Annotated in this window: 28 protein-coding genes; 12 read left to right on the forward strand and 16 right to left on the reverse strand. The window is 73.7% G+C overall.

What is annotated here, in order from left to right:
- Positions 1-33 precede the first annotated feature (33 nt).
- From ACYP53_RS41200 to ACYP53_RS41215, 4 genes are all read right to left on the reverse strand, one after another.
- On the reverse strand, positions 34-282 hold the full coding sequence (locus ACYP53_RS41200) for a hypothetical protein (protein ID WP_459651220.1): 249 nt from the start codon (positions 280-282) through the stop codon (positions 34-36).
- 128 nt (positions 283-410) lie between these two features.
- A complete protein-coding gene (locus tag ACYP53_RS41205) occupies positions 411-1,076 on the reverse strand; it encodes a DUF6875 domain-containing protein (protein ID WP_459651221.1) in 666 nt (221 codons plus the stop codon).
- Entirely contained in the window at positions 1,073-1,747 is a 675-nt protein-coding gene (locus ACYP53_RS41210; protein ID WP_189925346.1) for a hypothetical protein, read from the reverse strand. Before ACYP53_RS41210 ends, ACYP53_RS41205 begins: the two co-directional genes overlap by 4 nt.
- Complete coding sequence (locus tag ACYP53_RS41215) at positions 1,744-3,303, reverse strand: pyridoxal phosphate-dependent decarboxylase family protein (RefSeq protein ID WP_459651222.1); 1,560 nt, start codon at positions 3,301-3,303, stop codon at positions 1,744-1,746. Before ACYP53_RS41215 ends, ACYP53_RS41210 begins: the two co-directional genes overlap by 4 nt.
- Before the next feature lie 334 nt (positions 3,304-3,637).
- Here ACYP53_RS41215 and ACYP53_RS41220 point away from each other — a divergent pair, with 334 nt between their 5' ends.
- On the forward strand, positions 3,638-5,152 hold the full coding sequence (locus tag ACYP53_RS41220; protein WP_459651223.1) for a multicopper oxidase family protein: 1,515 nt from the start codon (positions 3,638-3,640) through the stop codon (positions 5,150-5,152).
- Positions 5,153-5,285: 133 nt separating this feature from the next.
- Here the strand turns inward: ACYP53_RS41220 and ACYP53_RS41225 are convergent, their stop codons facing one another.
- A complete protein-coding gene (locus ACYP53_RS41225; RefSeq protein ID WP_459651224.1) occupies positions 5,286-5,624 on the reverse strand; it encodes a hypothetical protein in 339 nt (112 codons plus the stop codon).
- 295 nt (positions 5,625-5,919) lie between these two features.
- On the opposite strand from ACYP53_RS41225, the gene ACYP53_RS41230 reads away from it, so the two are divergent.
- On the forward strand, positions 5,920-6,219 hold the full coding sequence (locus tag ACYP53_RS41230) for a YciI family protein (RefSeq protein ID WP_189925350.1): 300 nt from the start codon (positions 5,920-5,922) through the stop codon (positions 6,217-6,219).
- A 135-nt stretch (positions 6,220-6,354) separates the two neighbouring features.
- Entirely contained in the window at positions 6,355-7,995 is a 1,641-nt protein-coding gene (gene pgm / locus ACYP53_RS41235) for a phosphoglucomutase (alpha-D-glucose-1,6-bisphosphate-dependent) (protein WP_189925351.1), read from the forward strand.
- 54 nt (positions 7,996-8,049) lie between these two features.
- Here the strand turns inward: pgm and ACYP53_RS41240 are convergent, their stop codons facing one another.
- Positions 8,050-9,231: an MFS transporter gene (locus tag ACYP53_RS41240; protein WP_459651225.1), complete on the reverse strand. Its 1,182-nt coding sequence runs from the start codon at positions 9,229-9,231 to the stop codon at positions 8,050-8,052.
- A 143-nt stretch (positions 9,232-9,374) separates the two neighbouring features.
- Between ACYP53_RS41240 and ACYP53_RS41245 the strand changes: the two genes are divergently transcribed.
- From ACYP53_RS41245 to ACYP53_RS41255, 3 genes are all read left to right on the forward strand, one after another.
- Entirely contained in the window at positions 9,375-9,737 is a 363-nt protein-coding gene (locus ACYP53_RS41245; RefSeq protein ID WP_459651226.1) for an ArsR/SmtB family transcription factor, read from the forward strand.
- Positions 9,738-9,812: 75 nt separating this feature from the next.
- Positions 9,813-10,595 (forward strand): HAD family hydrolase, encoded by a 783-nt coding sequence (locus tag ACYP53_RS41250; RefSeq protein WP_459651227.1) that lies wholly within the window; start codon positions 9,813-9,815, stop codon positions 10,593-10,595.
- A gap of 84 nt (positions 10,596-10,679) precedes the next feature.
- Positions 10,680-11,837, forward strand: a complete 1,158-nt coding sequence (locus ACYP53_RS41255) for an acyltransferase family protein (RefSeq protein ID WP_459651228.1) — start codon at positions 10,680-10,682, stop codon at positions 11,835-11,837.
- A gap of 183 nt (positions 11,838-12,020) precedes the next feature.
- Here ACYP53_RS41255 and ACYP53_RS41260 read toward each other — a convergent pair whose 3' ends face one another.
- Positions 12,021-12,332 (reverse strand): hypothetical protein, encoded by a 312-nt coding sequence (locus tag ACYP53_RS41260; protein ID WP_189925356.1) that lies wholly within the window; start codon positions 12,330-12,332, stop codon positions 12,021-12,023.
- Positions 12,333-12,539: 207 nt separating this feature from the next.
- Complete coding sequence (locus ACYP53_RS41265; protein WP_459651229.1) at positions 12,540-13,793, reverse strand: RNA-guided endonuclease InsQ/TnpB family protein; 1,254 nt, start codon at positions 13,791-13,793, stop codon at positions 12,540-12,542.
- A gap of 298 nt (positions 13,794-14,091) precedes the next feature.
- Between ACYP53_RS41265 and ACYP53_RS41270 the strand changes: the two genes are divergently transcribed.
- A complete protein-coding gene (locus tag ACYP53_RS41270) occupies positions 14,092-15,060 on the forward strand; it encodes a hypothetical protein (RefSeq protein ID WP_459651230.1) in 969 nt (322 codons plus the stop codon).
- Positions 15,061-15,079: 19 nt separating this feature from the next.
- On the opposite strand, the gene ACYP53_RS41275 is transcribed toward ACYP53_RS41270, so the two are convergent.
- Together ACYP53_RS41275 and ACYP53_RS41280 are read right to left on the reverse strand one after the other, a co-directional pair.
- On the reverse strand, positions 15,080-15,889 hold the full coding sequence (locus tag ACYP53_RS41275) for an alpha/beta fold hydrolase (protein WP_459651231.1): 810 nt from the start codon (positions 15,887-15,889) through the stop codon (positions 15,080-15,082).
- A 57-nt stretch (positions 15,890-15,946) separates the two neighbouring features.
- Entirely contained in the window at positions 15,947-16,606 is a 660-nt protein-coding gene (locus tag ACYP53_RS41280; RefSeq protein WP_459651232.1) for a DUF4097 family beta strand repeat-containing protein, read from the reverse strand.
- 243 nt (positions 16,607-16,849) lie between these two features.
- Between ACYP53_RS41280 and ACYP53_RS41285 the strand changes: the two genes are divergently transcribed.
- Entirely contained in the window at positions 16,850-17,650 is an 801-nt protein-coding gene (locus tag ACYP53_RS41285; protein WP_459651233.1) for a helix-turn-helix domain-containing protein, read from the forward strand.
- Here ACYP53_RS41285 and ACYP53_RS41290 read toward each other — a convergent pair.
- From ACYP53_RS41290 to ACYP53_RS41300, 3 genes are all read right to left on the reverse strand, one after another.
- Positions 17,647-18,180, reverse strand: coding sequence for a GNAT family N-acetyltransferase (locus tag ACYP53_RS41290; protein ID WP_459651234.1), 534 nt, complete (start codon positions 18,178-18,180; stop codon positions 17,647-17,649). The genes ACYP53_RS41285 and ACYP53_RS41290 overlap by 4 nt on opposite strands.
- A gap of 84 nt (positions 18,181-18,264) precedes the next feature.
- A complete protein-coding gene (locus ACYP53_RS41295; RefSeq protein WP_459651235.1) occupies positions 18,265-19,044 on the reverse strand; it encodes a hypothetical protein in 780 nt (259 codons plus the stop codon).
- Between the two features lie 100 nt (positions 19,045-19,144).
- Positions 19,145-19,498, reverse strand: coding sequence for a VOC family protein (locus tag ACYP53_RS41300; protein WP_459651236.1), 354 nt, complete (start codon positions 19,496-19,498; stop codon positions 19,145-19,147).
- Here ACYP53_RS41300 and ACYP53_RS41305 point away from each other — a divergent pair.
- Positions 19,394-19,708 carry an isochorismatase family protein gene (locus ACYP53_RS41305; RefSeq protein WP_459651237.1) on the forward strand — a complete coding sequence of 105 codons (315 nt, stop codon included), beginning with the start codon at positions 19,394-19,396 and terminating at the stop codon, positions 19,706-19,708. The genes ACYP53_RS41300 and ACYP53_RS41305 overlap by 105 nt on opposite strands.
- An 11-nt stretch (positions 19,709-19,719) precedes the next feature.
- Here ACYP53_RS41305 and ACYP53_RS41310 read toward each other — a convergent pair whose 3' ends face one another.
- Complete coding sequence (locus ACYP53_RS41310; protein WP_189925376.1) at positions 19,720-20,166, reverse strand: glutaredoxin domain-containing protein; 447 nt, start codon at positions 20,164-20,166, stop codon at positions 19,720-19,722.
- Positions 20,167-20,314: 148 nt separating this feature from the next.
- Between ACYP53_RS41310 and ACYP53_RS41315 the strand changes: the two genes are divergently transcribed.
- From ACYP53_RS41315 to ACYP53_RS41325, 3 genes are all read left to right on the forward strand, one after another.
- Positions 20,315-20,761 carry a VOC family protein gene (locus ACYP53_RS41315; protein WP_189926848.1) on the forward strand — a complete coding sequence of 149 codons (447 nt, stop codon included), beginning with the start codon at positions 20,315-20,317 and terminating at the stop codon, positions 20,759-20,761.
- An 85-nt stretch (positions 20,762-20,846) separates the two neighbouring features.
- On the forward strand, positions 20,847-21,227 hold the full coding sequence (locus ACYP53_RS41320) for a TipAS antibiotic-recognition domain-containing protein (RefSeq protein ID WP_459651238.1): 381 nt from the start codon (positions 20,847-20,849) through the stop codon (positions 21,225-21,227).
- A 94-nt stretch (positions 21,228-21,321) separates the two neighbouring features.
- Positions 21,322-21,789 carry a nitroreductase family deazaflavin-dependent oxidoreductase gene (locus ACYP53_RS41325; protein WP_459651239.1) on the forward strand — a complete coding sequence of 156 codons (468 nt, stop codon included), beginning with the start codon at positions 21,322-21,324 and terminating at the stop codon, positions 21,787-21,789.
- Here the strand turns inward: ACYP53_RS41325 and ACYP53_RS41330 are convergent.
- Together ACYP53_RS41330 and ACYP53_RS41335 are read right to left on the reverse strand one after the other, a co-directional pair.
- The gene (locus tag ACYP53_RS41330; RefSeq protein WP_459651240.1) at positions 21,786-22,274 is read right to left on the reverse strand and encodes a flavodoxin family protein; all 489 of its coding nucleotides are present in this window, start codon (positions 22,272-22,274) and stop codon (positions 21,786-21,788) included. The two genes, ACYP53_RS41325 and ACYP53_RS41330, sit on opposite strands and share 4 nt — an antisense overlap.
- A gap of 319 nt (positions 22,275-22,593) precedes the next feature.
- A complete protein-coding gene (locus ACYP53_RS41335; protein WP_459651241.1) occupies positions 22,594-24,840 on the reverse strand; it encodes a protein kinase domain-containing protein in 2,247 nt (748 codons plus the stop codon).
- Between the last annotated feature and the right edge of the window lie 268 nt (positions 24,841-25,108).

The following is a 25,108-nucleotide window of genomic DNA, read 5'->3' on the forward strand; positions in this document are numbered from 1 at the left end:
GCCGGCGGTCATGGCCGGCTCCCGCCCACGTGGTCAGGCCGTATCCGGGGAAGTGACCTCGCCGCGCCGTCGGATCTCCTCGGCCTGAGCCCGCGCCGCGTCCGCCTCCGCTCTCGCCCTGACCCGGTCGTCCTCGAAGAGGAGCACACCGGCAAGGCCGTCCAGCGCATCGGCCATGGCGTCCCGCCAGTCGGCGAAGTCGCCGGGATCCGCACCGGCCGGCCGCCGCGACCTCACGGCGCGCAGGCGCGCCAGCGCGGCTCTGAGCCGGGGGTCGACCACGAGAACTTCTTCCAGGGGGCACGCCGTCGACCCCCATCCTGCATCGAGCCCCGAACACGGCAGGCGCAGGGGGGCGCGCGCGGAGCCGGGCGCCGGCCGGGCTCCGCGCGCGCAGGGGGAGGGGCGGATCAGGCGGCGGCCCGCTGGTGCGCGCGCACGCTGGTGACCAGCTGGTCGCGGATGCGGGCCGGGACCTCGGGGGCGAACCGGGCCAGGTAGTGGTTCAGATGGGTCTCGTCACCGGTGAGGAACGGCAGGTCGAAGACCAGCAGCTTGCGCACCGCCAGCAGCGGCACCGGCGCCCGCAGCGGACGGAACGAACGGTTCCACAGCCCCGGCTCCTCGCACACCGGGTGGAACTGGCCGATCATCAGGCCCTGTTCGACGAACTCGTCCTTGGCCTTGCGCTGCGCCTCGTCCAGCGCCGTGGAGTCGGCGCGGTCCAGCTCGGGCAGCACCAGCAGCACCGTCAGCAGCTCACGGTCCGACTCCTCGGCCAGCTCGGCCAGCAACGCGTCGTAGCGGGACCGCAGTTCACCCACCAGCGCGGGCAGGTCCCCGTCACCGCCGTCACGCTCGGCCACCGCGATGTGGAACAGGCCCCGGCGCAGCGAGGGCTGGGTGTACGGGCAGACCGGTCCGCTGCGCCCCAGGTCGGGGTGGGCGGAGGTGAGGAAGCGGCGGGCCCAGTGGAGGACCTCGACGGCCTCGGGGTGGGCGGCGGCGTCGCCGGCGTCGATGCGCTCGGCGCTGAACACGCGCAGGGCGCCGGCGGCGGGTGCGGGCGCGGTCATCGGGGCCCCCGCCACATCGGGACCAGGCGGGGTCCGCCGCCGGGCAGGGCGATGGTCTCGCCGAAGCGGGTGAAGCCGTGGGTGACGCACAGGTGGGCGCCGCCCGTCGAGCTGGTCTCGGCGTAGGCGGCCTGCCCGGCGGCGTCGACCTCCGCGACGACGGCGCTCAGCATCGCCTGGGCGGCGCCGGCGCTGCGGGCGTCGGGGCGCACCCCGGTGAACGCCAGGTAGTGGTGGGGGCGGTGGCGCGGGTGGCGGCGCTGCTGCAGGTGGGTGATGGCGGCCAGCCGGCGCGCGGACTCGCCGTGCCGGCCGGCGTCGATGGCCTCCGTCAGGGCGCGGGTGGCGGCCCCGTCGGCGCGGCCCGGGTCCTCCCACACGCCCGGCGGCAGGAACAGCAGCGCCCCCAGCAGCCGCCCGTACGCGGTGTCCTCGTGGGCGACCACGACGCCGTCGTGGGCCAGGCACTGTTCGAGGTGGACGCGGAAGAAGGCGGGCAGCACCCGCGCGCGGTGGTCGGGGTCGGGGAAGGCCCAGAGCATCAGCGGGTCGTCGGCGAAGGCGTCGGCGAGCAGCCGGGCCAGGGCCGGCGCCTCGTCGGGGCGGGCCCGGCGTACGGCGACGCGTACGGCGGTTCCCGGGCCGGCGGTCAGGGCGGTGGCGGTGGTCAACGGACACTCTCCTCGGGCGAGGGGACGGACGAGGGTGCGGACGAGGGGGAGCTCGGTACGGCGGTCGGTACGGCGGTCGGTACGGCGAGCGGTCCAGCGGGTACGGCGGGTACGGCGGTCGGTACGTCGGAGGAAGGCGAGGCGCACGGCCCGGCCGGTGCGGCAGGCGCCGCGACGGCCTGCGCCGCCAGCGCCGCCACCCGCGCGTGCAGCCGCGGCAGCCACGCCTGCGCCTCCGGCTTGATCAGCACGCTGCGCAGCACCCGCGCCCCGTCCGCGTCCACCCGTACCCCCGGGTGGCGGCGGGCGAAGTCGCCGGCGTCCACGCGCAGCACGCTCAGGTACACCGGGTCCCGCTCGTCGGCCATCCCGGCGCGCAGCACCCGCTCGCTGGCGGCGTCGACCGCCGACAGCGCGGGCCGCCCGCCGCCGGGGGCCGGGAAGTAGGTGACGATGTCCAGTTGGGGGCGCTGGTGCAGCGTCAGTTCGTCACTGGCCTCGATCAGGTCCGCCCAGGCCAGGGCGGTGCGCCGGCCGGTGGCCAGTCCCGCGCCCAGCCCGTCGGCGGTCAGCGGCAGCAGTTGCAGGGTCAGCCACAGCGCGGCCGCCGAGGCGCCGGCGCGCGAGCACTCCAGGCTGATCTCGCCCAGGTGCAGTTCGGCGTCGGTGAAGTAGGTGTACGGGGAGTCGTGGGCGAAGTGGCGGCCGATCGCCGGGTCGGCGAACAGCACCGCCCCGCAGCCGTAGGGCTGCAGGCCGTGCTTGTGCGGGTCGACCGTCACCGAGTCGCAGCCGGCGATCGCCCGCCACGGCAGCGGGTCGATGCCCAGCTCCGCGGCCCGCCCGTCGTCACCGGCCAGCAGCGCGAAGAACCCGCCGTAGGCGGCGTCCACGTGCACCCGCGCCCCGTACCGGCGCGCCAGCGCCAGCACCTCGTGCACCGGGTCCACCGCGCCCGGCCCGGTGGTGCCGCAGGTGACGACCACCGTGCCCACCCGCCCGGTGCGCAGCAGCTCCTCCAGCGCCCCCGGATCCATCCGCCCCTCGGCGTCGGCCGCCACCGCGTGCCCCTCCACACCCAGCACGTGGCACATCCGGCTGTGGGTGTAGTGCGCCTGCGCGCTGTAGGCCACCCCCCGGCCCGGATGGCTCTGGCGCGCCACGTACAGCGCCTCCAGGTTGGCGATGGTGCCGCTGCTGGTCAGATGGCCCACGTGCGCGGGCAGCCCGAACATGGCGGCCAGCGCGGCCACGCACTCGCGTTCCATGTCGTTGGTCGCCGGACCGCCCTCGTAGGCGTGGTTGTTGGGGTTGAACCGCATCGCCGTCAGATAGCCCACCAGCGCCGCCGGATGCGGCGGCTTGACCATCTGCCCGGCGTACCGCGGGTGGAAGAACGGGTAGTTGTGCTCCAGCCGCTTGGCGAAGCGCTCGAACGCGGCGGCGAACTCCGCCTCGTCCACCCGGTGCGAGGGGTGCGCGGCGAACGACCCGAACCGCTCACCCCACCGCTCGGCCACCTCGGCCGCCCTCGGCAGCCAGTACCGCAGGTCCACGCTTGGGCCCTCCCCTTCGAGTCCTCCGCGAGCCCACCGGGCCCGGGACCGCCTCGGATCACGAGCGTTCCTCGACTACGTCCCGAGCCACCGTCCAGGCGCCGCGCAACGCGCCCGCAACACGCCCAGCTCACCGCCACCGGGCCCGCCACCCGCCCCCACGCCGGCCCCCCGCACCCGCCACCGCCGCCGCACCGCCCCCGCCGCCCGCCCAAGCCGGACCCCAGCGGCGCGCAAGGCGGCGCTGCTGCAATCACCCCCGGACCAGGCCCCGGACCAGGCCGCCCCGCACCCGCGGGGCACCCGGGGGAGCGGCACCCGGGAGGAACACGCGATGGTGAGCAGACGCAGGATGATCGGCGCCGCCGCGGCCACCGCAGGAGGCGTCCTGCTCATGCGCACCACCCTGCGCCCCGCCGCCCCCGCGGCCGCCCCCGCCGCCGCCGTCCAGGACACGGCCCCCGACCACACCCACCCGGGCGCCGACGCCCCCGACCCGGGCCCCGACACCGGCCCCGCCCTGGTCGAGAAGTTCACCACCACCCTGCCGGTGCCCCCGGTGCTCAGCCCCGTCTCCACCGACGGCGGCGCCGACACCTACGCCGTCACCATGCTCCGCTCCTTCGCCCGCATCGTGCCCGGCCACCGCACCGAAGTCCTCACCTACAACGGCGCCTTCCCCGGCCCGGTCATCCGCGCCCGCTCCGGGCGGCCGGTGATCGTACGCCAGACCAACCTGCTGGACGACGCCGTCTCCGTCCACCTGCACGGCTCCAAGGTGCCCGTGGCCAGCGACGGCGGCCCGATGAACCTCCTCGGCGCCGGCGCCACCCGCACCTACACCTACCCCAACGACCAGCCCCACGCGAGCCTGTGGTTCCACGACCACGCCCACCACATGGAATCCGAGCACGTCTACCGCGGCCTGGCCGGCACCTACCTGCTCACCGACGAGACCGAACGCGCCCTGCCCCTGCCCTCGGGCCGCTACGACCTGCCCATCGCCCTGCGCGACGCCCGCTTCGACGCCTCCGGCACCCTCGTCTACCGCATGGACGACCCCTTCAACCGCACCACCATCCTCGCCAACGGCCGCCCCTGGCCCAAGGTCGAGGTCGCCGCCCGCCGCTACCGGCTGCGCCTGCTCAACTCCTCCAACCTGCGCTTCTTCTCCCTGCGCCTCGCGGACGGCGGCCCGATCACCCAGATCGGCTCCGACGGCGGCCTGCTGGAACGCCCCCACACCACCGACACCGTCGACCTGTCACCCGGGGAGCGCGCCGACGTCGTCATCGACTTCTCCCGCTACCCGGTCGGCTCCACCGTCGTCCTCACCAACTCCCTGCCGCCGGGACCGCCCGAACACGTCGGCCAGGTCATGCGCTTCGACATCACCCGCTCCGCCGCCGACCCCAGCAGCGTCCCCGACCGCCTGCGCACCCTGCCCGCACCCGGCCCGGCCGCCCGCGAACGCACCGTCGTCCTCAAGGTCGAGGAGGGCACCGGCGGCGCCGCCCCGCGCGGCCTGATCGACGGCAAGGCGTACGACCCGGCGCGCGTCGACGCCGCCGTGGCCTTCGGCACCTCGGAGATCTGGACGGTCGTCAACGCCAACACCGACGTCCCGCACAACTTCCACCTGCACCTGGTGCAGTTCCGCGTCCTCGAACGCAACGGCAAGGCCCCCGGCCCCGAGGAGTCCGGCCTCAAGGACACCGTGCGCCTGCTGCCCGGCGAGAGCGTGCGCCTGCACGCCACCTTCGACTCCTACCGCGGCCGCTACCCCTACCACTGCCACCTGCTGGACCACTCGGCGATGGGGATGATGGCCCAGATGGAGATCGCCTGACGGGGCCCGGCCGGTCCCGTGGCTCCCCGGGGGCCCGGGCCCCCGGGGAGCCACGGGAACGCCCCGATCAGCCGTCACCGGGGGACCGCCGTACCGCGGCCGTCCCCCGGCCACCCACCGCCCCGGCCCCGCACTACCGCTCCGTACGCCCCACCTGCTGCTCCGTCAGCCGCAGATCCGCCACCGAGTACTCCCACATCCGCGCCTGGTACTGCGGCGCGCCCGCCGGGATGCGGGCCGCCGCCGCCCGCGCCTCCGCCAGCAGCGCCTCCCGCGCCCCGGGCAGGTGGGCCACCCGCGGGCCCTCGGCCGCCTCCCGCAGCACCAGCGCCAACTTGTACGCGTACACGTGCGGGGTGACCGTGAACAGCGTCCGGTACACCCACAGGCCCTCCTCGCCGTGCAGCACCCGCTCGTTGTGGCTCAGCAGCCGAACCCGCGCCTTCAGCACCAGATCCCCGTGCACGTTCATCTTCCGCGTCCCCCTTCGTCGTTGCGCTTCACCTCACCCCGCCCCCGGGCACGACGGCAGCACGCACCGGCCGCCCGCAACAGGGGCACCGGCACGTCAGAACCGTGGAAGGGGGGGTGGGATGTTGCTCGAGTCTGCGGCCCGCGCCCACCGCGCGGCAAGGCGGAAGAAGGGTGCGCTACGTCCTACCGAAGTGTTGCCTGACCTGGCAGGATGGGGGTCGACAACCTCCCGGGCCCCGGAAAACGGCCCACCGGCGTGAGGACCCCGCGGTGGCGCGGTTAGCCTGGGCGGCATGTTCGTACTGGAGTTGAGCTACACCGCCGAGCTGGAGCGGATCGACGCGGCGCTGCCGCAGCACGTCGCGTGGCTGGAGACGCACTACGCGGCCGGGACCTTCCTCGCCTCGGGGCGCAAGGTGCCGCGTGAGGGCGGGGTGATCCTGGCGGTGGGCGAGGACCGGGCCGCGATCGAGGCGCTGGTGGCCACCGACCCGTTCGCGGTCGCCGGGCTGTGCGCGTACCGGGTCACCGAGTTCCTGGCGACCACCACCGCGCCCGCCCTGGACGGCTACCGCCAGCAGCTGCCCGGCTGAACCCCGGGAAAGTTCGACCCCCGTGCCCCGGACCGCCCGTCGCGGTTCGGGGCACCGTCGCGTTCTGGCTACGATCGGTGAGTAGGCGTTGGTACGCGGAACCGGACACGAGTCGGAAGCGGCGGGAGAAGACTGATGGCACACGCACGGGCAGGGCAGCAGGCGCAGCCCGGTGACCTGGTGGACGTGGCGCGGCTGGTGACGGCGTACTACGCGCTGCACCCGGACCCGCAGGAGCCCGCCCAGCGGGTGGCGTTCGGGACCTCGGGGCACCGGGGCTCCTCGCTGGACGCGGCGTTCAACGAGGACCACATCGCCGCGACCACGCAGGCGATCTGCGAGTACCGGGCCGAACAGGGCGTGGCCGGGCCGCTGTTCCTGGGCGCGGACACCCACGCCCTCTCCGAGCCGGCCAGGGTGACGGCCCTGGAGGTGCTGGCGGCCAACGGCGTGCACGTGCTGATCGACGCCGCCGACGGCTACACCCCCACCCCGGCGGTCTCGCACGCGATCCTGGCCCACAACCGGCGCAGCCCCCGCGCGCTCGCCGACGGCATCGTGGTCACCCCCTCGCACAACCCGCCGCGTGACGGCGGCTTCAAGTACAACCCGCCCAGCGGCGGCCCGGCCGGGTCGGAGGCCACCGGGTGGATCCAGGACCGCGCCAACGAGCTGATCCGTGAGGGCCTGCGCGGGGTGAAGAAGGTCCCGTACGCCAGGGCCGTGGCCGCGGCGACCACCGCCCGCCACGACTTCCTGGGCGCCTACGTCGAGGACCTGCCCTCCGTCCTGGACCTGGACGCGGTGCGGGCGGCGGGCCTGCGCATCGGCGCGGACCCGCTGGGCGGGGCGTCGGTGGCCTACTGGGGGCGCATCGCCGAGGCCCACCGCCTGGACCTGACGGTCGTCAACCCGCTCACCGACCCGACCTGGCGGTTCATGACGCTGGACTGGGACGGGAAGATCCGCATGGACTGCTCCTCGCCGTCCGCGATGGCCTCCCTGATCGGCCGCAAGGACGAGTACGCCATCGCCACCGGCAACGACGCCGACGCCGACCGGCACGGCATCGTCACCCCCGACGGCGGGCTGATGAACCCCAACCACTACCTGGCGGTGGCCGTCGACTACCTCTACCGCCACCGCGCCGACTGGCCCGCCGACGCCGGCGTCGGCAAGACCCTGGTCTCCTCCTCGATGCTCGACCGGGTCGCCGCCGACCTGGGCCGCACCCTGGTCGAGGTCCCGGTCGGCTTCAAGTGGTTCGTCGACGGCCTGCTGGAGGGCTCGATCGGCTTCGGCGGCGAGGAGAGCGCCGGCGCCTCCTTCCTGCGCCGCGACGGCGGGGTGTGGACCACCGACAAGGACGGCATCCTGCTGGCCCTGCTCGCCTCCGAGATCACCGCGGTCACCGGCGAAACCCCCAGCGCCCGCTACCGCGACCTGACGAAGCGCCACGGCGCCCCCGCCTACGCCCGCGTCGACGCCCCCGCCGACCGCGAGCAGAAGGCCCGCCTGGCCCGGCTGTCCCCCGAGCGGGTCGGCGCCGGCGAACTCGCCGGGGAGAAGATCACCGCCGTGCTCGCCAACGCCCCCGGCAACGGCGCCGCCATCGGCGGCATCAAGGTCTGCACCGACAACGCCTGGTTCGCCGCCCGCCCCTCCGGCACCGAGGACGTGTACAAGATCTACGCCGAGTCCTTCCACGGCCCCGAGCACCTCGCCCGGGTCCAGGACGAGGCCCGCGCCCTGGTCGGCGAGGTCCTCGGCAGCTGAACCGGCCGCCGCCCCGGGCCAGTTGACCCCGGCCCGGGGCACCCGTACGGCTGCTCAGACCCGCGCGCCGGCCGGCCTTCCGGCAGGGGCCGAGGCGGGGCGCTCCTCGCGGGTGGTCGCCGCCGCGACCACGCACGCCGCCACCGCCAGCACCGCCGCCGCCACCGGGAACCACCGCCCGCCCAGCACCCCGATCGCCGCCGACCCCGCCACGCCCCCGGCCGCCGTCCCCAGGTACAGGGCGCTGCTGTTCAGCGAGATCAGCAGCGGCGCGTTCCCCGGATCGATCGACGCCAGCCGGTGCGGCAGCGCCACCGACACCGCCCACCCCGCCAGCGGCACCACCGCCGCGTACACCAGCGCCCCCGCCATGGTGCGCCCCAGCCACGGCAGCGCGGCGAAGGCCAGGGCCGCCGCGGCGGAGCCGGCCAGCAGCACCCGGCGCACCCCCAGCCGGTCCACCAGGCGCCCGCCCAGCCAGCTGCCGGCCACCGACATCACCCCGCAGGTCAGCAGGATCAGGCTGAGCCGGTCGCCGTCGCCGCCGGTGGCCCCGGACACGGCGGTGGCCAGGTAGATGTAGACGCTCTGGAAGGCGAGGAAGAACACCAGCGTGGTGGCGGCGGCGCCCAGCACCCGGCGCTGTCCCAGCGGTGCCAGGCGCGCCGCGAGGGCGGGGGCGGCGGTGGGGGCGGGCAGGCCGCGCAGCAGCGCCGCGAGCCCGGCCAGCGCGGCCACGCCGAGGCCGGTCACCAGCCACATGGTCAGCCGCCAGTCGCCGCGCCCCACCCAGGTGCCCAGCGGCACGCCGAGCGCGGTGGCCACCGTCATCCCGCCGAGCACGGTCGCCAGCGCCCGTCCGCGCCGTTCGGGGGCGACCAGGGTGGTGGCCACCGCGTTGGCGGTCGGGGTGTAGAGGGCGGCGCCGGCGGCGGCCAGCACGCGGGTGGCCAGCAGCGGGCCGTAGCCGGGGGCGAGGGCGCTGAGGGCGTTGGCGGCGCTGAACACGGCGAGCGCGGTCAGCAGCAGGCGCCGGCGCGGCCAGCGGGCGGTGAGCGCGGCGAGCACCGGGGCCAGCAGCGCGTAGCCGAGCGCGAAGACGGTGACCAGCTGGCCGGCGGCGGGCACCGAGACCCCCAGGTCGGCGGAGACCGGGCCGAGGATGCCGGCGACGACCATCGAGTCGGTGCCCACGGCGAAGGTGCCGAGGGCGAGCAGGAGCAGACGTACGGGCACGGGTGGGCCCCCCGGGGCTGATCGTCGGATGGATTGTTTGATAGACGTGCAACAGTTTGAAGCTCGTCAAACACTCGGGGATTGGTGGATGATTGTCAAACCATTCATTCCCCTCACCCCAGCCGACCCGGAGGCAGAACGCCATGACCACCACGGGCGCCACGAGCGGGGACGAGCGGCTGCCCCAGCCCGCCACCGCCGACATCGACCTCGTCACCGTCCTGCACGCCCTCGGCGACCCCGTCCGCCTGACCCTGCTGCTCAGCTACGCGGACGACGCCGAGCACTCCTGCGACCCGCGCGGCCTGGGCCTGGAACACCTCCACAAGTCGACCGTCTCCCACCACATGCGGGTGCTGCGCGAGGCCGGCGTCACCACCACCCGGGTCGCCGGGCGCAACCGCTTCGTCCGCCTGCGCCGCGCCGACCTCGACACCCGCTTCCCCGGCCTCCTCGACGCCCTCCTCGCCGCGGCCGCCGCCCCGGCCGCCCCGGAGCTCGCGTAGGGTCCGTACGGCTTGACGCCGGCTTCGTGCGGCCCCGGGCGGGCCGGGTGCGGCGGTGGAGGAAAGGGGCGGGACGTGTCCATCAGGGGTGTGCTCTTCGATGTCGACGACACGTTGTTCGACTACTCGGGATCGGAGGAGGCCGGGATCCTCGCCCACCTGGGGGAGTCGGGGCTGCTGGGGCGGTTCGGGTCGCCCGGGGCGGCGGTGGCGGTGTGGCGGGAGGTGATGGAGGGGAGTTACGCGCGGTTCCTGGCCGGGGAGCTGACCTTCCGGGGGCAGCAGGACGAGCGGGTCCGCCGTTTCCTGGCGCGGCTGGGGGAGGGCGGCGCCGAGCTGCTGTCGGACGAGGAGGCGGGGGCCTGGTTCGCCGGGTACGCGGCGCACCGCGACCGCGTCCGGGCCGCGTTCCCCGACGCCGCGCCGGTGCTGGCCGCGCTCGCGCCCACCCACCGGCTGGGGATCGTCTCCAACTCCTCCACCGGCCACCAGCGCGCCAAGCTCGAAGCCGTCGGCCTGCTGGGGTACTTCGGCGACGCGGTGCTGGTCTGCTCCGACGAGCACGGCGAGGCCAAGCCCGCCCCGGGCATCTTCCGGGCCGGCTGCGAGCGGCTGGGCCTGGCCCCGCACGAGGTCGCCTACGTGGGTGACAAGTACGACCTGGACGCGCTCGGCGCCCGCGACGCCGGCCTGCGGGCCTTCTGGCTCGACCGCGCCGCCACCGGGACGCCGGTGGGGGAGCGGATCGGCGTGCTGCACTCCCTCGCGGACCTGCCCGCGGCCCTGGGCGCCGCACCGGTCGCGAGCGCGGTCGCGGGACCGGTCGGGGGTGCGGTCGCGGGGCCGGCCGGCGGCTGACCGTCCACGCCGTGGCGTGGGAAGTCGGACCGGCCGACTTCCCACGCCACCGGCCCCGCACGCGCGGTGACTTAAAGTCAGATCATGCGTGCACAATGTCATACCGGCAGGCCCGGGGTCCCCCTGCCCACCCTCACCGCCCTGCGCTTCGCCGCCGCCCTCGCCGTCTTCCTCTTCCACGCCTTCCTCACCGTCGACCCGCTGGACCCGCGGACCCCCCTCACCTTCTTCGCCGACCGGCCCCTCGCCACCGCCCTCGCGCACGCCACCTCCAAGGCCGGGTACGCCGGAGTCTCCTTCTTCTTCGTCCTCAGCGGCTTCGTCCTGACCTGGTCCGCACGCGACGGCGAGACACCGGGCACCTTCTGGCGCCGGCGCCTGGCCCGGATCTACCCCACCCACCTGGTGGTGTGGACGGCCGCCCTCCTGCTGTTCGCCCGGGCCGCGCCCGTACGGGTCTGGCTGCCCAACCTCCTGCTCGTGCACGCCGAATCGCCCGACCCCGACGTCAACTCCGGGATGAACATCCCCAGTTGGTCGCTCTGCTGCGAGCTGCTGTTCTACCTGCTCTTCCCGCTCCTGCACCGCGCCCTGCGCCGCCTGCCCGACCGGGGCGTCGGGCCCGCCGCCGCCGTCGCCCTGCTGGCCGCGGCGGCCGTCGCCGCCGCCAACGCCGCGCTGCTGCCCGACCGGCCCCGGATCCCCCAACTACCGGTGTCCCTGGACCAGTTGTGGTTCGGATACCTCTTCCCGCCCGCCCGGCTGCCGGAGTTCGCCCTCGGCATGCTCCTCGCCCGCGCCGTCGCCTCCGGCCGCGCCCCGCGCCCCGGCCTCCTCCCGGCCGTCCTGCTGCTCCCGCCCGCCTACGCGCTCACCCTCGCCGTCCCGTCGCCCTACGACTTCACCCTGCCGATGCTGGTGCCGCTCGCCCTGCTGGTGTGCGCCGCCGCCCACCGCGACCTGCACCGCACCGCCCCCGCACACCCGTTGGGGCAGTGGCTCGGCGCCGTCTCCTTCGGCTTCTACCTCTGCCAGGGCGTCGTGCTCTTCCACGGCCGCCCCCTGCTCCTGGGCGACCGCACCTACCCCACCCCGGTCGCGGTCGCGCTCACCCTCGCGGCGTTCGCGGTGACCCTGGGGGCGGGGGCGCTGACGTACACGGTGGTGGAGCGCCCGGCGGTGCGCCGGCTGGGCCGCCCGGGCGCCCGGCGCGGTACGGGGCAGCGGGCGGGCGCGGGCTGACGCGCTGGCGGGCCGGCTGCGGTCAGGGCCGGATCCGGCCCGCGGCGGGGCCGTCAAGGAGGACGGCCCGGCGGCGGCCCGGGTGGGCCGGGCTACGGGCATCGCCACCTTCAAGCCCGCTCGGGAACGGCCGGCGGGCGCCCGGCCGGCGGGCCCTGCCGGGTGCCCGCCGTGCGCGTGTGCTCAGCCGCCGACGGGGCCGGCGGCGGGCGGGAGGTCCCAGGCGGTCAGGCGGGCCGGGAACCAGAGGGCGGGGGCGGTGTCGTCACGGGCCTGGGCCCACGCGGCGACGCGGTGGGCGGTGGCGGCGTCCGGGAGCAGGCCGTGCCCGTCGGTGGCGACGCCGAGTTCGCGCACCGCGTCGCGGTACAGGTCGTGGCACAGCCAGTCGCACAGCGCGCCCAGGTCGTAGCCGAGGACCTCCCACCCGAGCGGGTGGGCTCCGCCGGGCAGGCGCGGCGCCGGGCCGACGTGTTCCAGGCGGGGCAGGAGCACCGGTTCGTAGCTGCTGGCCCGGTGGATCTCGGAGGCCAGGGCGGCGGCCGGGCTGGCGGGTACCTCGACGGCCAGCAGCCTCGCCTCCCGGGGGACGGGCAGCCCGGCGCAGGCGGCCAGGGCGTTCTCGGCGGTGGCGAAGTGGTCGCCGTCCTGCGGGAGGTGGTCGATCAGGCAGGTGGAGACGGTGTTGACATCCTCCCCGTCCTAGCGGACGGGGATTCCTCCCGCGCCCGTGGCACGGACATCCGTGCGTGGCGGGTCGCTGAGGTGGGTTCCCCGTTCGACGGGCCGTGCCTGGCGTGGGATCGCCACGCCGGGTCTTGCCGGCCCTCCAGGGGCGTTTAGCCTGTCCGCCTGCCCGGCGGCCAGGATGTTCCGAGCAGCATTGAGGTCACGATCATGCCGCACACCGCACTCGTTGCACGCCCACTCGCGCACCGCGAGGGGCTTGGGCCCGTCACGGTGCCCGCACGCCGAGCACAGCTGAGAGGACGGGAACGCGCGGGACACGATCCCGACCGTGCGCCCGTACCGGGCCGCTTTCTCTTCGAGGAGTCGCCGGAAGGTGGACCATCCGGCGTCGTGGACGGGCTTGGCGAGTCGGCCACGGGCGAGGCCGCGCACGTTCAGGTCCTCCAGGTACACCGCTTGGGTTTCGCGGATGATCTTGGTGGTCTGTTTGTGCAGCCAGTCCATGCGGGTGTCGGCCACCTTGGCGTGCGCCCTGGCGACCTTGCGCCGGGCCTTGGCCCGGTTCTTGCTTCCCTTGGCCTTGCGGGACAGCTCCCGCTGCGCGGCCTTGAGCTTCTTCTCCGCCTTGCGCAGGAAGCGCGGATTGTCGATCACGCTGCCGTCCGAGAGAACGGCGTAGGTGGTCAGCCCGAGGTCGATGCCGACCTCGGCATCGACCTCGGGCAGCACCTCCGGCTCGACATCGACGACGAAGCTCGCGTGGTACCGGCCGGACGGGTCCAGCACGATCGTCACGGACGACGGGTCCGCGGGCAGTGCCCGCGACCACTTCACCCGCACGTCGCCGATCTTCGCCAGGTACAGCTTGCCGTTGGGACGGACACGGAACCCGTTGCGGGTGAACCGCAGCGACTGCCGACTGTCCTTACGGGACTTGAACCGGGGAAGACCGACCGGGCGCCCCTGGCGTTTGCCGGACACCGAGTCGAAGAAGTTCCGGTACGCCGTGTCCAGATCCCGCAGGGACTGGATCAACGGATCCACCCCGACCGAGGCCAGCCACGCCCGCTCCGCGGTCTTCTTCGCCCCGGTGATCACCAGCTTCTGAAGATCCGTGGACTTGGGATACGGAAAGCCACCCTTGCGGGCTTCCTTCCGTGCCGCGAGAGCGTCGTTGTACACCACCCGTGCACAACCGAACGTCCGGGCCAGCGAAGCGCGCTGACCCACCGTCGGATAGATGCGATACGAGTACCTCAGGTGCACGAAATCAACCTAACGACAGGCACTGACAACGGCCCACACCAGAACACCCGGAGATCACTCCGCCGCTACGCGGCCCCAAGCCAAGCCCCCATTCCTCCCCGGCCTGAAGGCCGGGGCATCCTGGGAGATCAAAGGTGATATCAGACGGCCGCCTGCGCTGCGCGGCCGCTTCGCACCCGCGTCAGGGCCCGCACCGGGGTTCTGCCCTCGGGCTGCCCTGTGGGGCCTCGCGGGAGCGGCGGCGGGGGCCTAGCCTGGGGGCCGGGGGAGCCCGGGCGGCGGCAGGGGAGGGGCAGACGTGCGCAGGAGCGTGGCACACCCGGTGGCACCGGGCGCCGAGGCGGCGCCGCGACGGCACACCACCCCGGCCACCGGGCCGCGGACGGCCGCGGGGAGGGCGCCGGGGCCGGGCGAACTCGCCGTCCTGCAGCGGACGGTGGGCAACGCGGCGGTGACGCGCCGGCTGCAGCGCCTGGCGGACCCCGGGGCCAGGGAGCGGGCGCGGCGCGACGCCGCCGATCCCACCGCGCACGGCGAGTGGGGCGACTTCCGTGACCTGATGGCCCGGGCGGGCTTCCCCGACGCCGTCACGGACGTCGCCTGGCAGCTCGTCCTCGGCGGCATCGCCGAGCAGGGCCGGCTCAACGACGAGGCCATGGCGACGTTCACCGGGCGTCAGGAACAGCGCGACCACCGCGCGTCCAACACCTGGTACCAGGAGCTGGTGAAGGTCGTCGGCGACCACCTGGAGATCGACACGCCGACGCTGGCCCTGTGGTCCGGCGGCCGGGAGGTCAGCGACTACGCCCGCGCCAAGGGCCACACCCCGCTGGAGGCCACGGCCTTCGGCGGGGTGGTCGACCGGCTGACCCTGACCACGGACTGGCTGCTCAAGACGCCGATGTGGAACGTCCTGTCCAAGGCCTTCGTCAGCCGCGCCCGCGGCCCCGTGCACATCTTCCTGCGGGCGTACGACCCCGACAGCGTCCTCATCGCGCAGGAGGTGCCGCAGCTGCGGGTGGTGATGGCGCTCGACCCGGCGGTCGAGCTCCGCTGGCACCCGGTCTACGCCGCGGACGACGGCCGGCTGATGGAGGTCACCGACCGCCTGGACCTGGCCGCCGACGCCTCCTACCCCACCCGGGACCGGTGCGTGCAGGTCCTCTACGACTACCTCCGGCTCGTCCACGACCCGGCCAACGCCCACTCCCGGCGGGCCCACGAGCAGATGGGCGCCCGCCTGGCCGCCAACGGCAACCCCCAGTAGCCCCCGGCCCGTCCGGCCGTCAGGCGCCCGTACGGTCGGCGGCGGTGACCTCGCGCACGGCGGCGGCGACGGCGCGGAAGTCCTTCTTCAGGATCGCGCCGTGGTTGCTCGCGACCTTCGCGCTGATCTCGATGTGCGGGTTGCGGGCCGCGACCGCGCCCAGGCTCGCGCGGATCCGCTCCTGCTCGTCGCCGCGGCTGCCCAGCGAGGTCCCCGAGGCGACCACGTACCGGGTCGGGACGGTGATGCCGTCCAGGACGGGCGCCAGGTCGCGCTCGCGGGCGACGCGGCCGAGCTCGATGTTGCACTCGGCCAGCTCCCCGGCGTTCATCCGGGGCGTCAGCCCGGTGGGGCGCAGCAGCGTCAGCAGCGGGCTCCAGAGGCGGAACTGCTTGCGGATGCGCTGCTCCATGGCCTCGTCGAGCCAGTCGTAGGGCTGGGCGCCGTCGACCAGGACCGCGCCCAGGGCGCGCCGGGGGTTGCGGTGGGCCCAGTGCGCGCCGACGAACGCCCCGTAGGACCAGCCGACGGCCAGGGCCCGCTCGACGCCCCGGGCGGACAGGACGGCGTCGACGTCCCGGACGGCGGCCTCGAAGGAGTAGTCGGCGGAGCGGTGGGAGGTGCGGCCGCGGGCGCGCTCGTCGTAGGTGATGTGCCGGTAGCCGGTGCCCAGTTCGGCGATGACGCGCCGCCAGTAGCCCTGGGTGGCGAACTGGCCGTTGAGGTACACCACGGGGGTGCCGGGGCCGCCGGTGTCGGTGACGGCGAGGGCGGTGTCGTCGACCGGCACCAGGCCGCTCCACCGGGACGGCTGGACGTTGATGCTCATGGCGGGGCCTCTCCTGCGGGACGGACGGACGGACGGACGGACGGGGCGGGCCGAGGGTCAGAGGCTGCGGGCGGTGATGTCGCCGTGCGGGGTGGTGGCGCGGATGTCGAGGGCGGTGGTGCCGTCGTTGCGCAGGGCGTTGACGATGCGGCCGTGGCCGGTGGCGGCGTCCAGCGCGGCGGAGACGCCGGGGGCGGCGTCGACGGTGATGTTCCCGGACTGGGTGGCGAGGGTGAGGACGCCGCCGTGGGCCTGGGAGATGCGGATGTCGCCGCGGGCGGTGGCGATCTCGGCGGGGCCGTTGAGCCGGCCGATCTCCACGTCGCCGTCGACGGCGGTCAGGCGCACGCCGTCGGCCTCCTCGATCTCGATCCGGCGGTGGGCGCCGTCGAAGGCGAGGTCGCCCAGGCGGCCGACGGCGCGCAGTTCGCAGGCCTCGGCCTTGGCCTCGACGCGGGAGCCGGCCGGCAGCTGGACGGTGACCTCCACCGAGCCGGGGCCGAAGATCCCGGCGCTCTCGGTGGTGCGGATCCGCAGCAGGCCCTCGCTGTAGTCGACGGTGATCTGCTCGGCGCTGCGCACGTCGCGGGTCTTGGCGGGGTCGGCGGGGCGGACCTCGACGGTGGTGTCGGCGCGGTCGCCGGCGATCAGCCGGACGCGTCCGGCGGGGATGTCGAGGACGGCGGTGACCGCGGCGGGGGTGGTGAAGGTGTGCATCGTGTTCTCCGGTGCTCGACGTTGTTTCTGACACCGGAAACGCTACGTTGCTTTCAAGGGAGCGGCAACATGCTCGTTGCGTCAGATTCCCATATTCGCAGGTGAGATGCGGGAAACTGTTGCAACGGTCCTGGATGGTAATGCAACGTCAGGGGGTCTGCTCATTGCAATGGCTTGGAGGTGAACGCTATGGTGGGCGCGTCAGGGATCAAGGACCGTCACGAGCACCACCGAGGAGACCCGATGCCGGGAGGCCGACTCACCCAGCAGGAACGCCAGCAGATCGCGCTGGGACTGGCCGACAGCCTCCCCTACGCCGAGATCGCCCGGCGCCTGGACCGCCCGACCTCCACCGTCACCCGCGAGGTGATGCGCAACGGCGGCCCCACCTCCTACCGCGCCGACCTGGCCCACCGCGCCACCGAACGCCGCGCCCACCGGCGCAAGCCCGCCGCCCCCCACGGCCCGCAGGCCGCCCCCCGGGCGCACGGACGCGACAGCGAGGCCGTGGCCGACTACGAGGAGACCCTCACCACCGTCCTGATGGGCTCGGGCCTGCCCAAGATGACGGCCCGGGTACTGACCTGCCTGTTCACCACCGACGCCGGCAGCCTCACCGCCGCCCAGCTCGCCCAGCGCCTCGACGTCAGCCCGGCCTCCATCTCCAAGGCCATCGCCTTCCTGGAGAGCCAGAGCCTGGTGCGCCGCGAACGCGACGAACGCCGCCGCGACCGCTACTTCGTCGACGACGAGCTCTTCTACCAGGCGACCATCGCCAGCGCCCGCGCCAACGACCAGCTCGTCGCCACCGCGCGCCAGGGCGTCGCCGTCCTCGGCGCCGACACCCCAGCCGCCCACCGCCTGGAGAACGTCGCCCGCTTCCTCGACTTCATCAGCGAGAGCATCGTGCGCGCCGCCGAACAGGCCCGCGCGGTCCTGCGCACCAAGCCGGCCGCCGACGGCACGGACGGCACGGACGGCACGGACGCGGACGAGGTTGAGGCCGAGGCCGGTGCCGTGCGGCCGGTGCCCGACCGCGGCTAGCGCCCCCCACCCGCCTGCTGACCGTGCGTCGCACGCACGGTCAGCAGGCGGGTGGTGCTGCCGTCGTCCTCGGTGATGTCCCGCACGTGCGCGAAGCCGATCCGCTCCAGCAGGGCCAGCGAGGCGCCGTTCTCGGCGGCCACGGTGGCGTGCACCTCGGCCAGCCCGAGGGCCTCGAAGCCGTACGCCACCAGGGCCCGCGCCAGCTCCGTCCCCAGGCCCGAGCCCCACGCCGCCGGGGACAGCGCGTAGACGATCTCCTGGCCCGGGGCCGCGTCGGTCGGCTTGATCTCGGCGTGCCCGACCAGCAGCCCGTCCCGGCGCACGGCCCAGACGTCGAACAGCTCCCGGGCGTAGACCTTGGTGAAGATCCGCCCGAACAGCGCCCGGTCCTCCTGCTCCGAGGAGGGCCCGTCACCCATCCACCGCGACACCCGGGTGTCCTGGAACAGGGCCACGAAGTCCTCCTCGTCCCCGGGGACGTAGGGGCTCAGCTCCAGGCGCGCGGTACGCAGGGTCGGGGTGGTCACGAGCGGCGACGCTACCCACCCGCCCCCGGGGCGGCAAACCGGTTTCCCCGCGGAACGGCCACTCCGGCGGCCCTAGGGGGCGGGTCAGGCCGCCGGGGGCACGTGACGGGACGCCGCGAGGTGGGCCGCGGTGCGCAGCCGGGCGAAGTACGCGGCGCAGTACTCCTCGTCCAGCAGGGGCACGGCCCGGTCGAGGTCGCCGATGCCCGCCCACAGGCGGGCCAGGCCGTCCCCGTCGAGCCCGCGCTCCAGCTCCCGCTCGACGAGGCCGGCGACGTCGGAGTCCAGCATGATCAGGTCGGCGCCGTCGACGGCCACGCCGCGGAAGCTCTCCGGGAACGCGGCCCGGCGGTGCTCCTCCCACAGCAGCGTCAGCCGCTCGCGCGGATCCTCCTCACCGGAGGCCTGCGCCGCGCCGTCCGCCGGGCGCAGCAGCACGGCGATGGTGTCGAACACCGCGCGCACCAGGTCGACGGCCCGGACCGGGTTGACGGTGCCGCTGGTCGCCGCGCCCCGGGCGATCCGCTCGCGCACCCGCACCGCGCGCCCCAACTCCCCGGCCAGGTAGGCCGAGACGAGCCCCGCCCCGGCGGCCCGCCCGATCAGCTCCGGCAGGTCGGCGTCCTCGTCGCCCAGCCGCTGCGTGAGGACCTCCTCCAGCGCCAGCAGGCAGTGCGTGACGGCGACGGTCGCGAACTCGTACCGGTAGTAGGAGTGCCGGATCAGCTCACGGGAGGTCTCCAGCGTGCTCATCACCGACATCGACGCGCCCTCGGGCAGCACCAGTTCGGCGACCAGGGGGTGCATGCCCGCGTAGCCGGGCACGACATCGCGGACGCGCAGGTCCGGTACGGGAGTGTCCATCCGAGCAGTCTCGCCGCCCACCGCCCGCCGCTGCCACCGCTTTCACCCGACAGCCCCGGACCCGTCGTCCGACCCCGGGCCCGTCATCGAACCCCCGCGCTCAGGCGGGCTGCCACAGCTCCACCCGGTTGCCCTCCGGATCGGTGACCCAGCCGAACCGGCCCACCCCCGCCATCTCCTGTGTCCGCTCCTCCACCCGCGCCCCCTTCGCCCGCAGCTGCGCCAGCATCGCCTCCAGGTCACGGACCCGGAAGTTGAGCATCGTCTGCTGCGCCCGCGACCCGAAGTAGTCCGTCCCCGACTCGAACGCCGCGAACACCGTCGCCCCGGCCTCCTGACGCCACAGCCCGTGCTCGTCCGCGTCCAGCCCCAGGCAGTCCCGGTACCAGGCGCCCAGCGCCGCCGGGTCCGCGGCCCGCAGGAAGTACCCGCCGATTCCCACCACACGCTCCATGGCGCCCATCCTGCCAGCCCGCCACCCCCGTCACCCGGCGCCGCACCCGCCCGCCCGGCACCACCCGTCGCCCTCGGCTACCCCACCACCGTCGTCGAGGACGCCGTCACCGCCCTGTCCGCACCCGCCCACACCGCCGCCCTGCGGGCCCTGCGCGACCTGGGCGCCACCGTCACCTCCACCGACGCCCTCCTCACCGCCGGGAACTGACCCGCAGACCGTCAGGCTTCCCCGGCCGGCCCGGCCAGCTGCGCGCGCACCCACTCCACCGGCGGATTGGTACGCGCCCCGCCCGCCACGAACACCGTCGGCACCGTCTCATTGCCGTCGTTCACCTCCCGCGCGGCCGCCGCCGCCTCCGGGTCGCGCCAGATGTCCACCCAGTGCACCCGCCGCGCGTCCCGCCCCAGCCGAAACCGCAGCCGCAGACAGTACTTGCAGCCCGGCCGCCACAGCACCACCGGCCGACCGTCGGCGGCGCTGCGCCGCCGCGCCTGCGCCACGCCGAGCGACCTCGGGAAGACCAGCGGCGAGTGCAGGACGGCGAGCGGCACGAACACCGCCAGCAGCCCCGCGGCCGGCCCCGGGCCACCGCCGAACGCCGACCCGGCCGCGAGGAGCGAGCCGCACAGCAGGAACAGGGCGGGTATGAGCCAACGGCGTGTCATGGGGACGCAGGCTAGCGCCGATGCGAACACGGCGGCCAGGACAGGACACCGTCCAGGTCACCGCCACCCGGCCGTGAAGTCGCCAACACGGGGATTCCCGCCGGAAATCGGGCGGAAGCCGGAAAGGGCCCGCTGTTAGGGTGACCGGATGCCATCGGTCAAGCCATCGGTCAAGAAGTTCCAGGTCACCTTCGACTGCGCCGACCCCGAACGCGTCGCCCGGTTCTGGTGCGAGGTGCTGGGCTACGTCGCCCCGCAGCCGCCGGAGGGATTCGCCACCTGGGACGCGTACAACCTCTCCCTGCCGCCCGAGAAGCGGGGCGCGTGCTTCGTGGCCAGTGACCCCACCGGCGAGGGCCCGCGGATGTACTTCCAGCGCGTCCCCGAGGGCAAGACCGCCAAGAACCGCGTCCACCTCGACGTCCGGGTCGGCACCGGCCTCGTCGGCGAGGAACGCCTGGCCGTGCTGAAGGCCGAACGCGACCGGCTGGTCGCACTCGGCGCGGTGTGCGAGCGGGTCCTGCTCGCCGATGACGAGAACGAGTCGTGCATCGGGATGCTGGACATCGAGGGCAACGAGTTCTGCCTCGACTGAGCCGCTCAGGTAAATGGTTTGCCGACCCGGCGGGCCCGTGTCACTGTTCGGGCGGGATTGACAGCAGGCCGACGGAATTGGTGACATGGGGAATCAGTACGAGGACGAGTGCCGTCGGTCGCTGGCCGAGGAACAGGCGAAAAGCCTTGCCGAGACCGACAATTGGGCGCACGTCGACAGGCCCCTGGTCCACCGGGACTGGGACGCGCTGTACCGGGACATCGCGGCCCGCCTGGACACCTCCCGGCCCGGGGACCCGCACATCCAGGACCTCGTCCGCCGGCACTTCGCCATCGCCTGCCGCTTCTACACCCCCAGCATGCGCGCCTACGCCGGCATGGCGCTCTTCTACGCCGAGGACGACGCCATGAGGGAATTCCACAACGCCTACCACCCGAAGATGGTGGAATTCCTGGGCGAGGCGATGCGGACCTTCGCCGAACAGGGAGCCGATTCCACTCCCTAGGACCCGCGTGTCGTGCACCGCCTGCGGCTTGCTCCCGGCAGGCACCCGATAGGCTTCCCCGCCCGGGGGTTGACGTGACGACGGGATGAACGCGATGCCTCTTGAGGGCGAGTACGCGCCGAATCCGGTGCCGTGGGTGCGCGAGCAGGTCGAGCTGTACGAGAGTTCGGGCGGCACGCGGGGACTGACGCTCTGGGACACGGGCCTGCCCGTCGTCATCCTCACCACACGCGGCGCGAAGAGCGGCAAGATCCGCAAGAGCCCGCTGATGCGCGTGGAGCACGAGGGCCGGTACGCGGCCGTGGCCTCGAACGGCGGCTTCCCACGCCACCCGCTCTGGTACTTCAACCTCACGTCCGACCCGCACGTCGAGCTCCAGGACGGGCCCGTACGGCAGGACATGACGGCCCGTGAGGTCACCGGGGACGAGAAGGCTTTGTGGTGGGAGCGCGCGGTCGCCGCGTACCCGCCGTACGCCGAGTACCAGGAGAAGACCGAGCGGGTGATCCCCGTCTTCGTCCTGGAGCCCGCCGCCGCTCGGGCAGCGGGAGCGCGAGGCTAGGCCAGTGACCCTCGCCCGTCCTGCGGCCGCCCGTCCCGCAGCCGCTCGGCGAACGCCCGGGCGCCGGCCAGGTCCGCGCCGTTCGGCCGCTGCTTGTTGATGCCGCCCACCAGCTTGAACGGTGCCCAGGTGTCGAACGCCCGGCACAGGAAACTCCCCTCCACCTCGAAGCCCTTGCCCTCCAGGAGCCGGGCCAGCGGGCGGGTGAACGGCGCCAACGGCATCTCCGGGAGCCCGCTGGTCGCGAACACGAACGCCCGGCCCCGCCCGGCGGGAAGCGCCCTGACGAATTCGGTCAGTTGAGGGTGGAGCCTGCCGTAGAAGACACCCGAGCCGAACCCGATGAGGTCGGCGCCGGCCAGCTCCGCCGGGCCGGCCTGCTCGGGGGAGACGACCTTCGCGCCGTCCAGGACGTGGGCCATGGTGTCGGCGACCCGACGAGTATTGCCGTGCGACACGGACGCGCAGACGATGACGGTCTTCATTTCTCACGATCCCCTTCTCGCGGTTCTGTTTCGAGATGAGGACCGCGTAGCGGCGTCCGACGTGACATCACGCGCGTGTGACGGCGGCCACACCGGGAGGCGGCGGCAGGCCCGACACGGCGCGACACGGCATCCGGGAAGGCGCCGCAACCGCGTCGTCGGGTCCGCCCGTCCGAGCCGGGGCGCTTCCGTTCTACGATCACGGGTGCTTCGGATCAGAAGACGAACGTTCGGGCGGGTGATTGTAGGTTCGCATGAGATCTGTCGGAGTCTCAGCACTTCGTCACTGCCGTGTCGGTGGCGACAGAGCGCTGAGACATCACTCCGGGCGATCAACGGCGTAGAGGGTCGGGTTGTGAAGGTGTCCATCGATAGTCGCGCTGTCGTCACAGGTGGCGTACACGGTGCCGCCGATGACCTCGGCTACCTGCAGGGTCCGTTGCGGGAACCGCACGGGACTGCTTCGTCGGCCGCTTGCCGGATCGATCAGCACCAGATCGGAGTCGGCGTTCCGAGGGGCGAAAGACCATGGGCCGGCCACCGGTATGGCCGCCCATGTCTCGGGCATGACGTCGCGCAGGTCCTCTGCCTCCCACAGGGGGCTGCCGGTGCGGATGTCGATGGCACGGTTGCCGACGCCCTGGGGAAACGTTCTCAGCTGGAGGGCGGTGCCTGCCATTCGCACCACGCGGGCATTCGCCGCGGTCCACAGGCGGCGGCCGTCGGCGAGGCTCCAGGCGGCTACCTCGTCTGCATCGGATGATCTGCCGACGACAAGACCGTGCTCGGGGACGATCTTGCCTTGGGCCTTGAGCGGCGCGAGGACCTTGCCGTCGGCGGCAGTGACGATGTGCAGTTCGTCTTGTCCCTCGAAGTAGATCCGGCCGTCGGCGGAGCCGGCGATCGTCTGGTCTTCGCTGCTGGACGTGGTCGGATATGTCCACAGCTCCTTGCCCGTGTCCGGCGCGACGGCGAGCCAAGCGCGCTCAGTGTCGCGTGCCAGCAGCACGCCGGCGGTTGGCTCCAGACCCGTCAAGACGTCCAGGTCCCCAGGGAGCCGGTATGTCCAGACCACCTTGCCGTTGGAGGGATCGAGGCGCCAGAGATGCCGGGCGAACCCGACGTACAGGGCGGTCCCTGCGGCGGCGACGTGTGTACCGTCGCTCACTTCGCCACCCCCGACATTCAGGGAATGCGACCAACGGATCTGGCCGGTGCGGATGTCGAGGCACCGCACCTCCTCGGAGGACTCGACGACGGCCAGCACGGAGTCCGTGGAGAGGGCGAGCGCATCGCCGCGGATCAGCTTGGTGCGATCGGGGAACTGCCACAGCGTGGCACCCGACTGCGCGTCCCGGAGAACGGCCCCCTCGGCGGTGCCCGACATGAGGACGGAGCCCACCTGACCGAGCACGTACCGCTCGGGAGAACTCCACCGGGGCCGTGCCTGCTGGACGGTGGCACCGGTGGATTCACCCGACGACGAGCCGCTGCCTTTCCCCCCTCCTCCGTCGTCCAGGACCTTCGGCACGACCACGGCGGTCGCGCCACCCGTGACGACGACACCCGCTCCTATCAGTACCGTCCGCCTGCTCACCTTCCGACCACCGCCCGTGGAGGCGTCGCCGGGCACGCTCTTCGAGACGGGCACGCTCTGCGGGACGGGCACGCTCTGCGGGACGGGCACGCTCTGCGGGACGGGCGGGAGCGTGGGGCGTGGGGGCGCGGCCACCGTGGCCTGTGAGCCGAGAAGTTCGCCCATCGCGCCGAGCCTCGCGGCGACCTCCGCCGCCGACGCGGGCCGTTGTTCGGGTAGCTTCGCCAGAAGGTCCGAGACCAGGGCGTCGAGTTCCGGGGGCAGGCCCGGCCGAGTCCGTGAGGGTGGCTCAGGGGTTTCCGAAGCGTGCGCGACCAGCTGGGAAACCAGGTCGCGTTGCCCGAAGGGCGGAGTGCCGGTGAGAAGTTGGTGGAGCAGGCATCCGAGGGAGTACAAGTCTGACGCCGGGCCGATATCGCGGCCACGTGCCTGTTCCGGTGACATCCAGGGCGCGCTTCCCATCACGTTGTCCGTCCGGCTCAACTGCTCGAGCCCGAGGGCGGGGTGGAACCAGGCGATCCCGAAATCGAGAACCTTGACCGTCCCGTCCGGGGTGAGGATCGCGTTCGCGGGCTTGATGTCGCGGTGAACGATTCCGCGTTCATGGGCGAAGGCGAGGGCGGCGCAAACCTGTCGGGCCCAGTGCACGGCACGCGCGGGGGAAGGCACGCCGTCGGCTGCCAGGAGCTGGTCCAGGGGCCGGCCCTGGACCAGCTCCATGACGATGAAGAGCGTGTCGCCGTCCTGGCCGAAGTCGTGCACGGTGACGACGTGCGGACTGTCGGACAGTCCAGCCGCGGCCCGTGCCTCGCGCTGCAGTCGGGCCGCCGACTCCGGCGACACCCCTGGGCCGGCGGCGATCGTCTTGACGGCCACAGGACGGTGCAGCACCAGGTCCTCAGCACGCCAGACCACTCCCATACCGCCAGAACCGATCCGCTCGCTCAGCCGGTAGCGCCCCGCCAGCATACGACCCATCATCCTGGCCCCCGAATCCGTCGTATCGGCTCCTAGCGTAGAAGCGCCATCCGCCTCACGCCCAGGCCGACCGCCCGCGTGACCCGACTCCAACGCCTGGAGGCCGACATCGGAACCCAGCTGCTTCACCGCAGAGACACGCACACCGGCAGCCGACCCATGACGCCCACCGCCCACGGCGCCGAACTCCTCGCGGTCCTCGCACAGCCCGAATACGGATTCGGCGTCCACCAGAGCACCGGCACCGATCTCGGAACGC

The organism is Kitasatospora sp. Ki12, from assembly GCF_054601375.1.

What these genes read in the sequence shown, in the direction of transcription:
- ACYP53_RS41315 (WP_189926848.1), top strand. Translation starts at nt 20,315, where the DNA reads ATGCCATCGGTCAAGCCATCGGTCAAGAAGTTCCAGGTCACCTTCGAC.
- ACYP53_RS41230 (WP_189925350.1), top strand. Translation starts at nt 5,920, where the DNA reads ATGTTCGTACTGGAGTTGAGCTACACCGCCGAGCTGGAGCGGATCGAC.
- ACYP53_RS41320 (WP_459651238.1), top strand. Translation starts at nt 20,847, where the DNA reads ATGGGGAATCAGTACGAGGACGAGTGCCGTCGGTCGCTGGCCGAGGAA.
- ACYP53_RS41275 (WP_459651231.1), bottom strand. Translation starts at nt 15,889, where the DNA reads ATGAGCATCAACGTCCAGCCGTCCCGGTGGAGCGGCCTGGTGCCGGTC.
- ACYP53_RS41330 (WP_459651240.1), bottom strand. Translation starts at nt 22,274, where the DNA reads ATGAAGACCGTCATCGTCTGCGCGTCCGTGTCGCACGGCAATACTCGT.
- ACYP53_RS41220 (WP_459651223.1), top strand. Translation starts at nt 3,638, where the DNA reads ATGGTGAGCAGACGCAGGATGATCGGCGCCGCCGCGGCCACCGCAGGA.
- ACYP53_RS41225 (WP_459651224.1), bottom strand. Translation starts at nt 5,624, where the DNA reads ATGAACGTGCACGGGGATCTGGTGCTGAAGGCGCGGGTTCGGCTGCTG.
- ACYP53_RS41285 (WP_459651233.1), top strand. Translation starts at nt 16,850, where the DNA reads ATGCCGGGAGGCCGACTCACCCAGCAGGAACGCCAGCAGATCGCGCTG.
- ACYP53_RS41335 (WP_459651241.1), bottom strand. Translation starts at nt 24,840, where the DNA reads ATGCTGGCGGGGCGCTACCGGCTGAGCGAGCGGATCGGTTCTGGCGGT.
- ACYP53_RS41300 (WP_459651236.1), bottom strand. Translation starts at nt 19,498, where the DNA reads ATGGAGCGTGTGGTGGGAATCGGCGGGTACTTCCTGCGGGCCGCGGAC.
- ACYP53_RS41295 (WP_459651235.1), bottom strand. Translation starts at nt 19,044, where the DNA reads ATGGACACTCCCGTACCGGACCTGCGCGTCCGCGATGTCGTGCCCGGC.
- ACYP53_RS41245 (WP_459651226.1), top strand. Translation starts at nt 9,375, where the DNA reads ATGACCACCACGGGCGCCACGAGCGGGGACGAGCGGCTGCCCCAGCCC.
- ACYP53_RS41310 (WP_189925376.1), bottom strand. Translation starts at nt 20,166, where the DNA reads ATGACACGCCGTTGGCTCATACCCGCCCTGTTCCTGCTGTGCGGCTCG.
- ACYP53_RS41255 (WP_459651228.1), top strand. Translation starts at nt 10,680, where the DNA reads ATGCGTGCACAATGTCATACCGGCAGGCCCGGGGTCCCCCTGCCCACC.
- ACYP53_RS41280 (WP_459651232.1), bottom strand. Translation starts at nt 16,606, where the DNA reads ATGCACACCTTCACCACCCCCGCCGCGGTCACCGCCGTCCTCGACATC.
- ACYP53_RS41205 (WP_459651221.1), bottom strand. Translation starts at nt 1,076, where the DNA reads ATGACCGCGCCCGCACCCGCCGCCGGCGCCCTGCGCGTGTTCAGCGCC.
- pgm (WP_189925351.1), top strand. Translation starts at nt 6,355, where the DNA reads ATGGCACACGCACGGGCAGGGCAGCAGGCGCAGCCCGGTGACCTGGTG.
- ACYP53_RS41325 (WP_459651239.1), top strand. Translation starts at nt 21,322, where the DNA reads ATGCCTCTTGAGGGCGAGTACGCGCCGAATCCGGTGCCGTGGGTGCGC.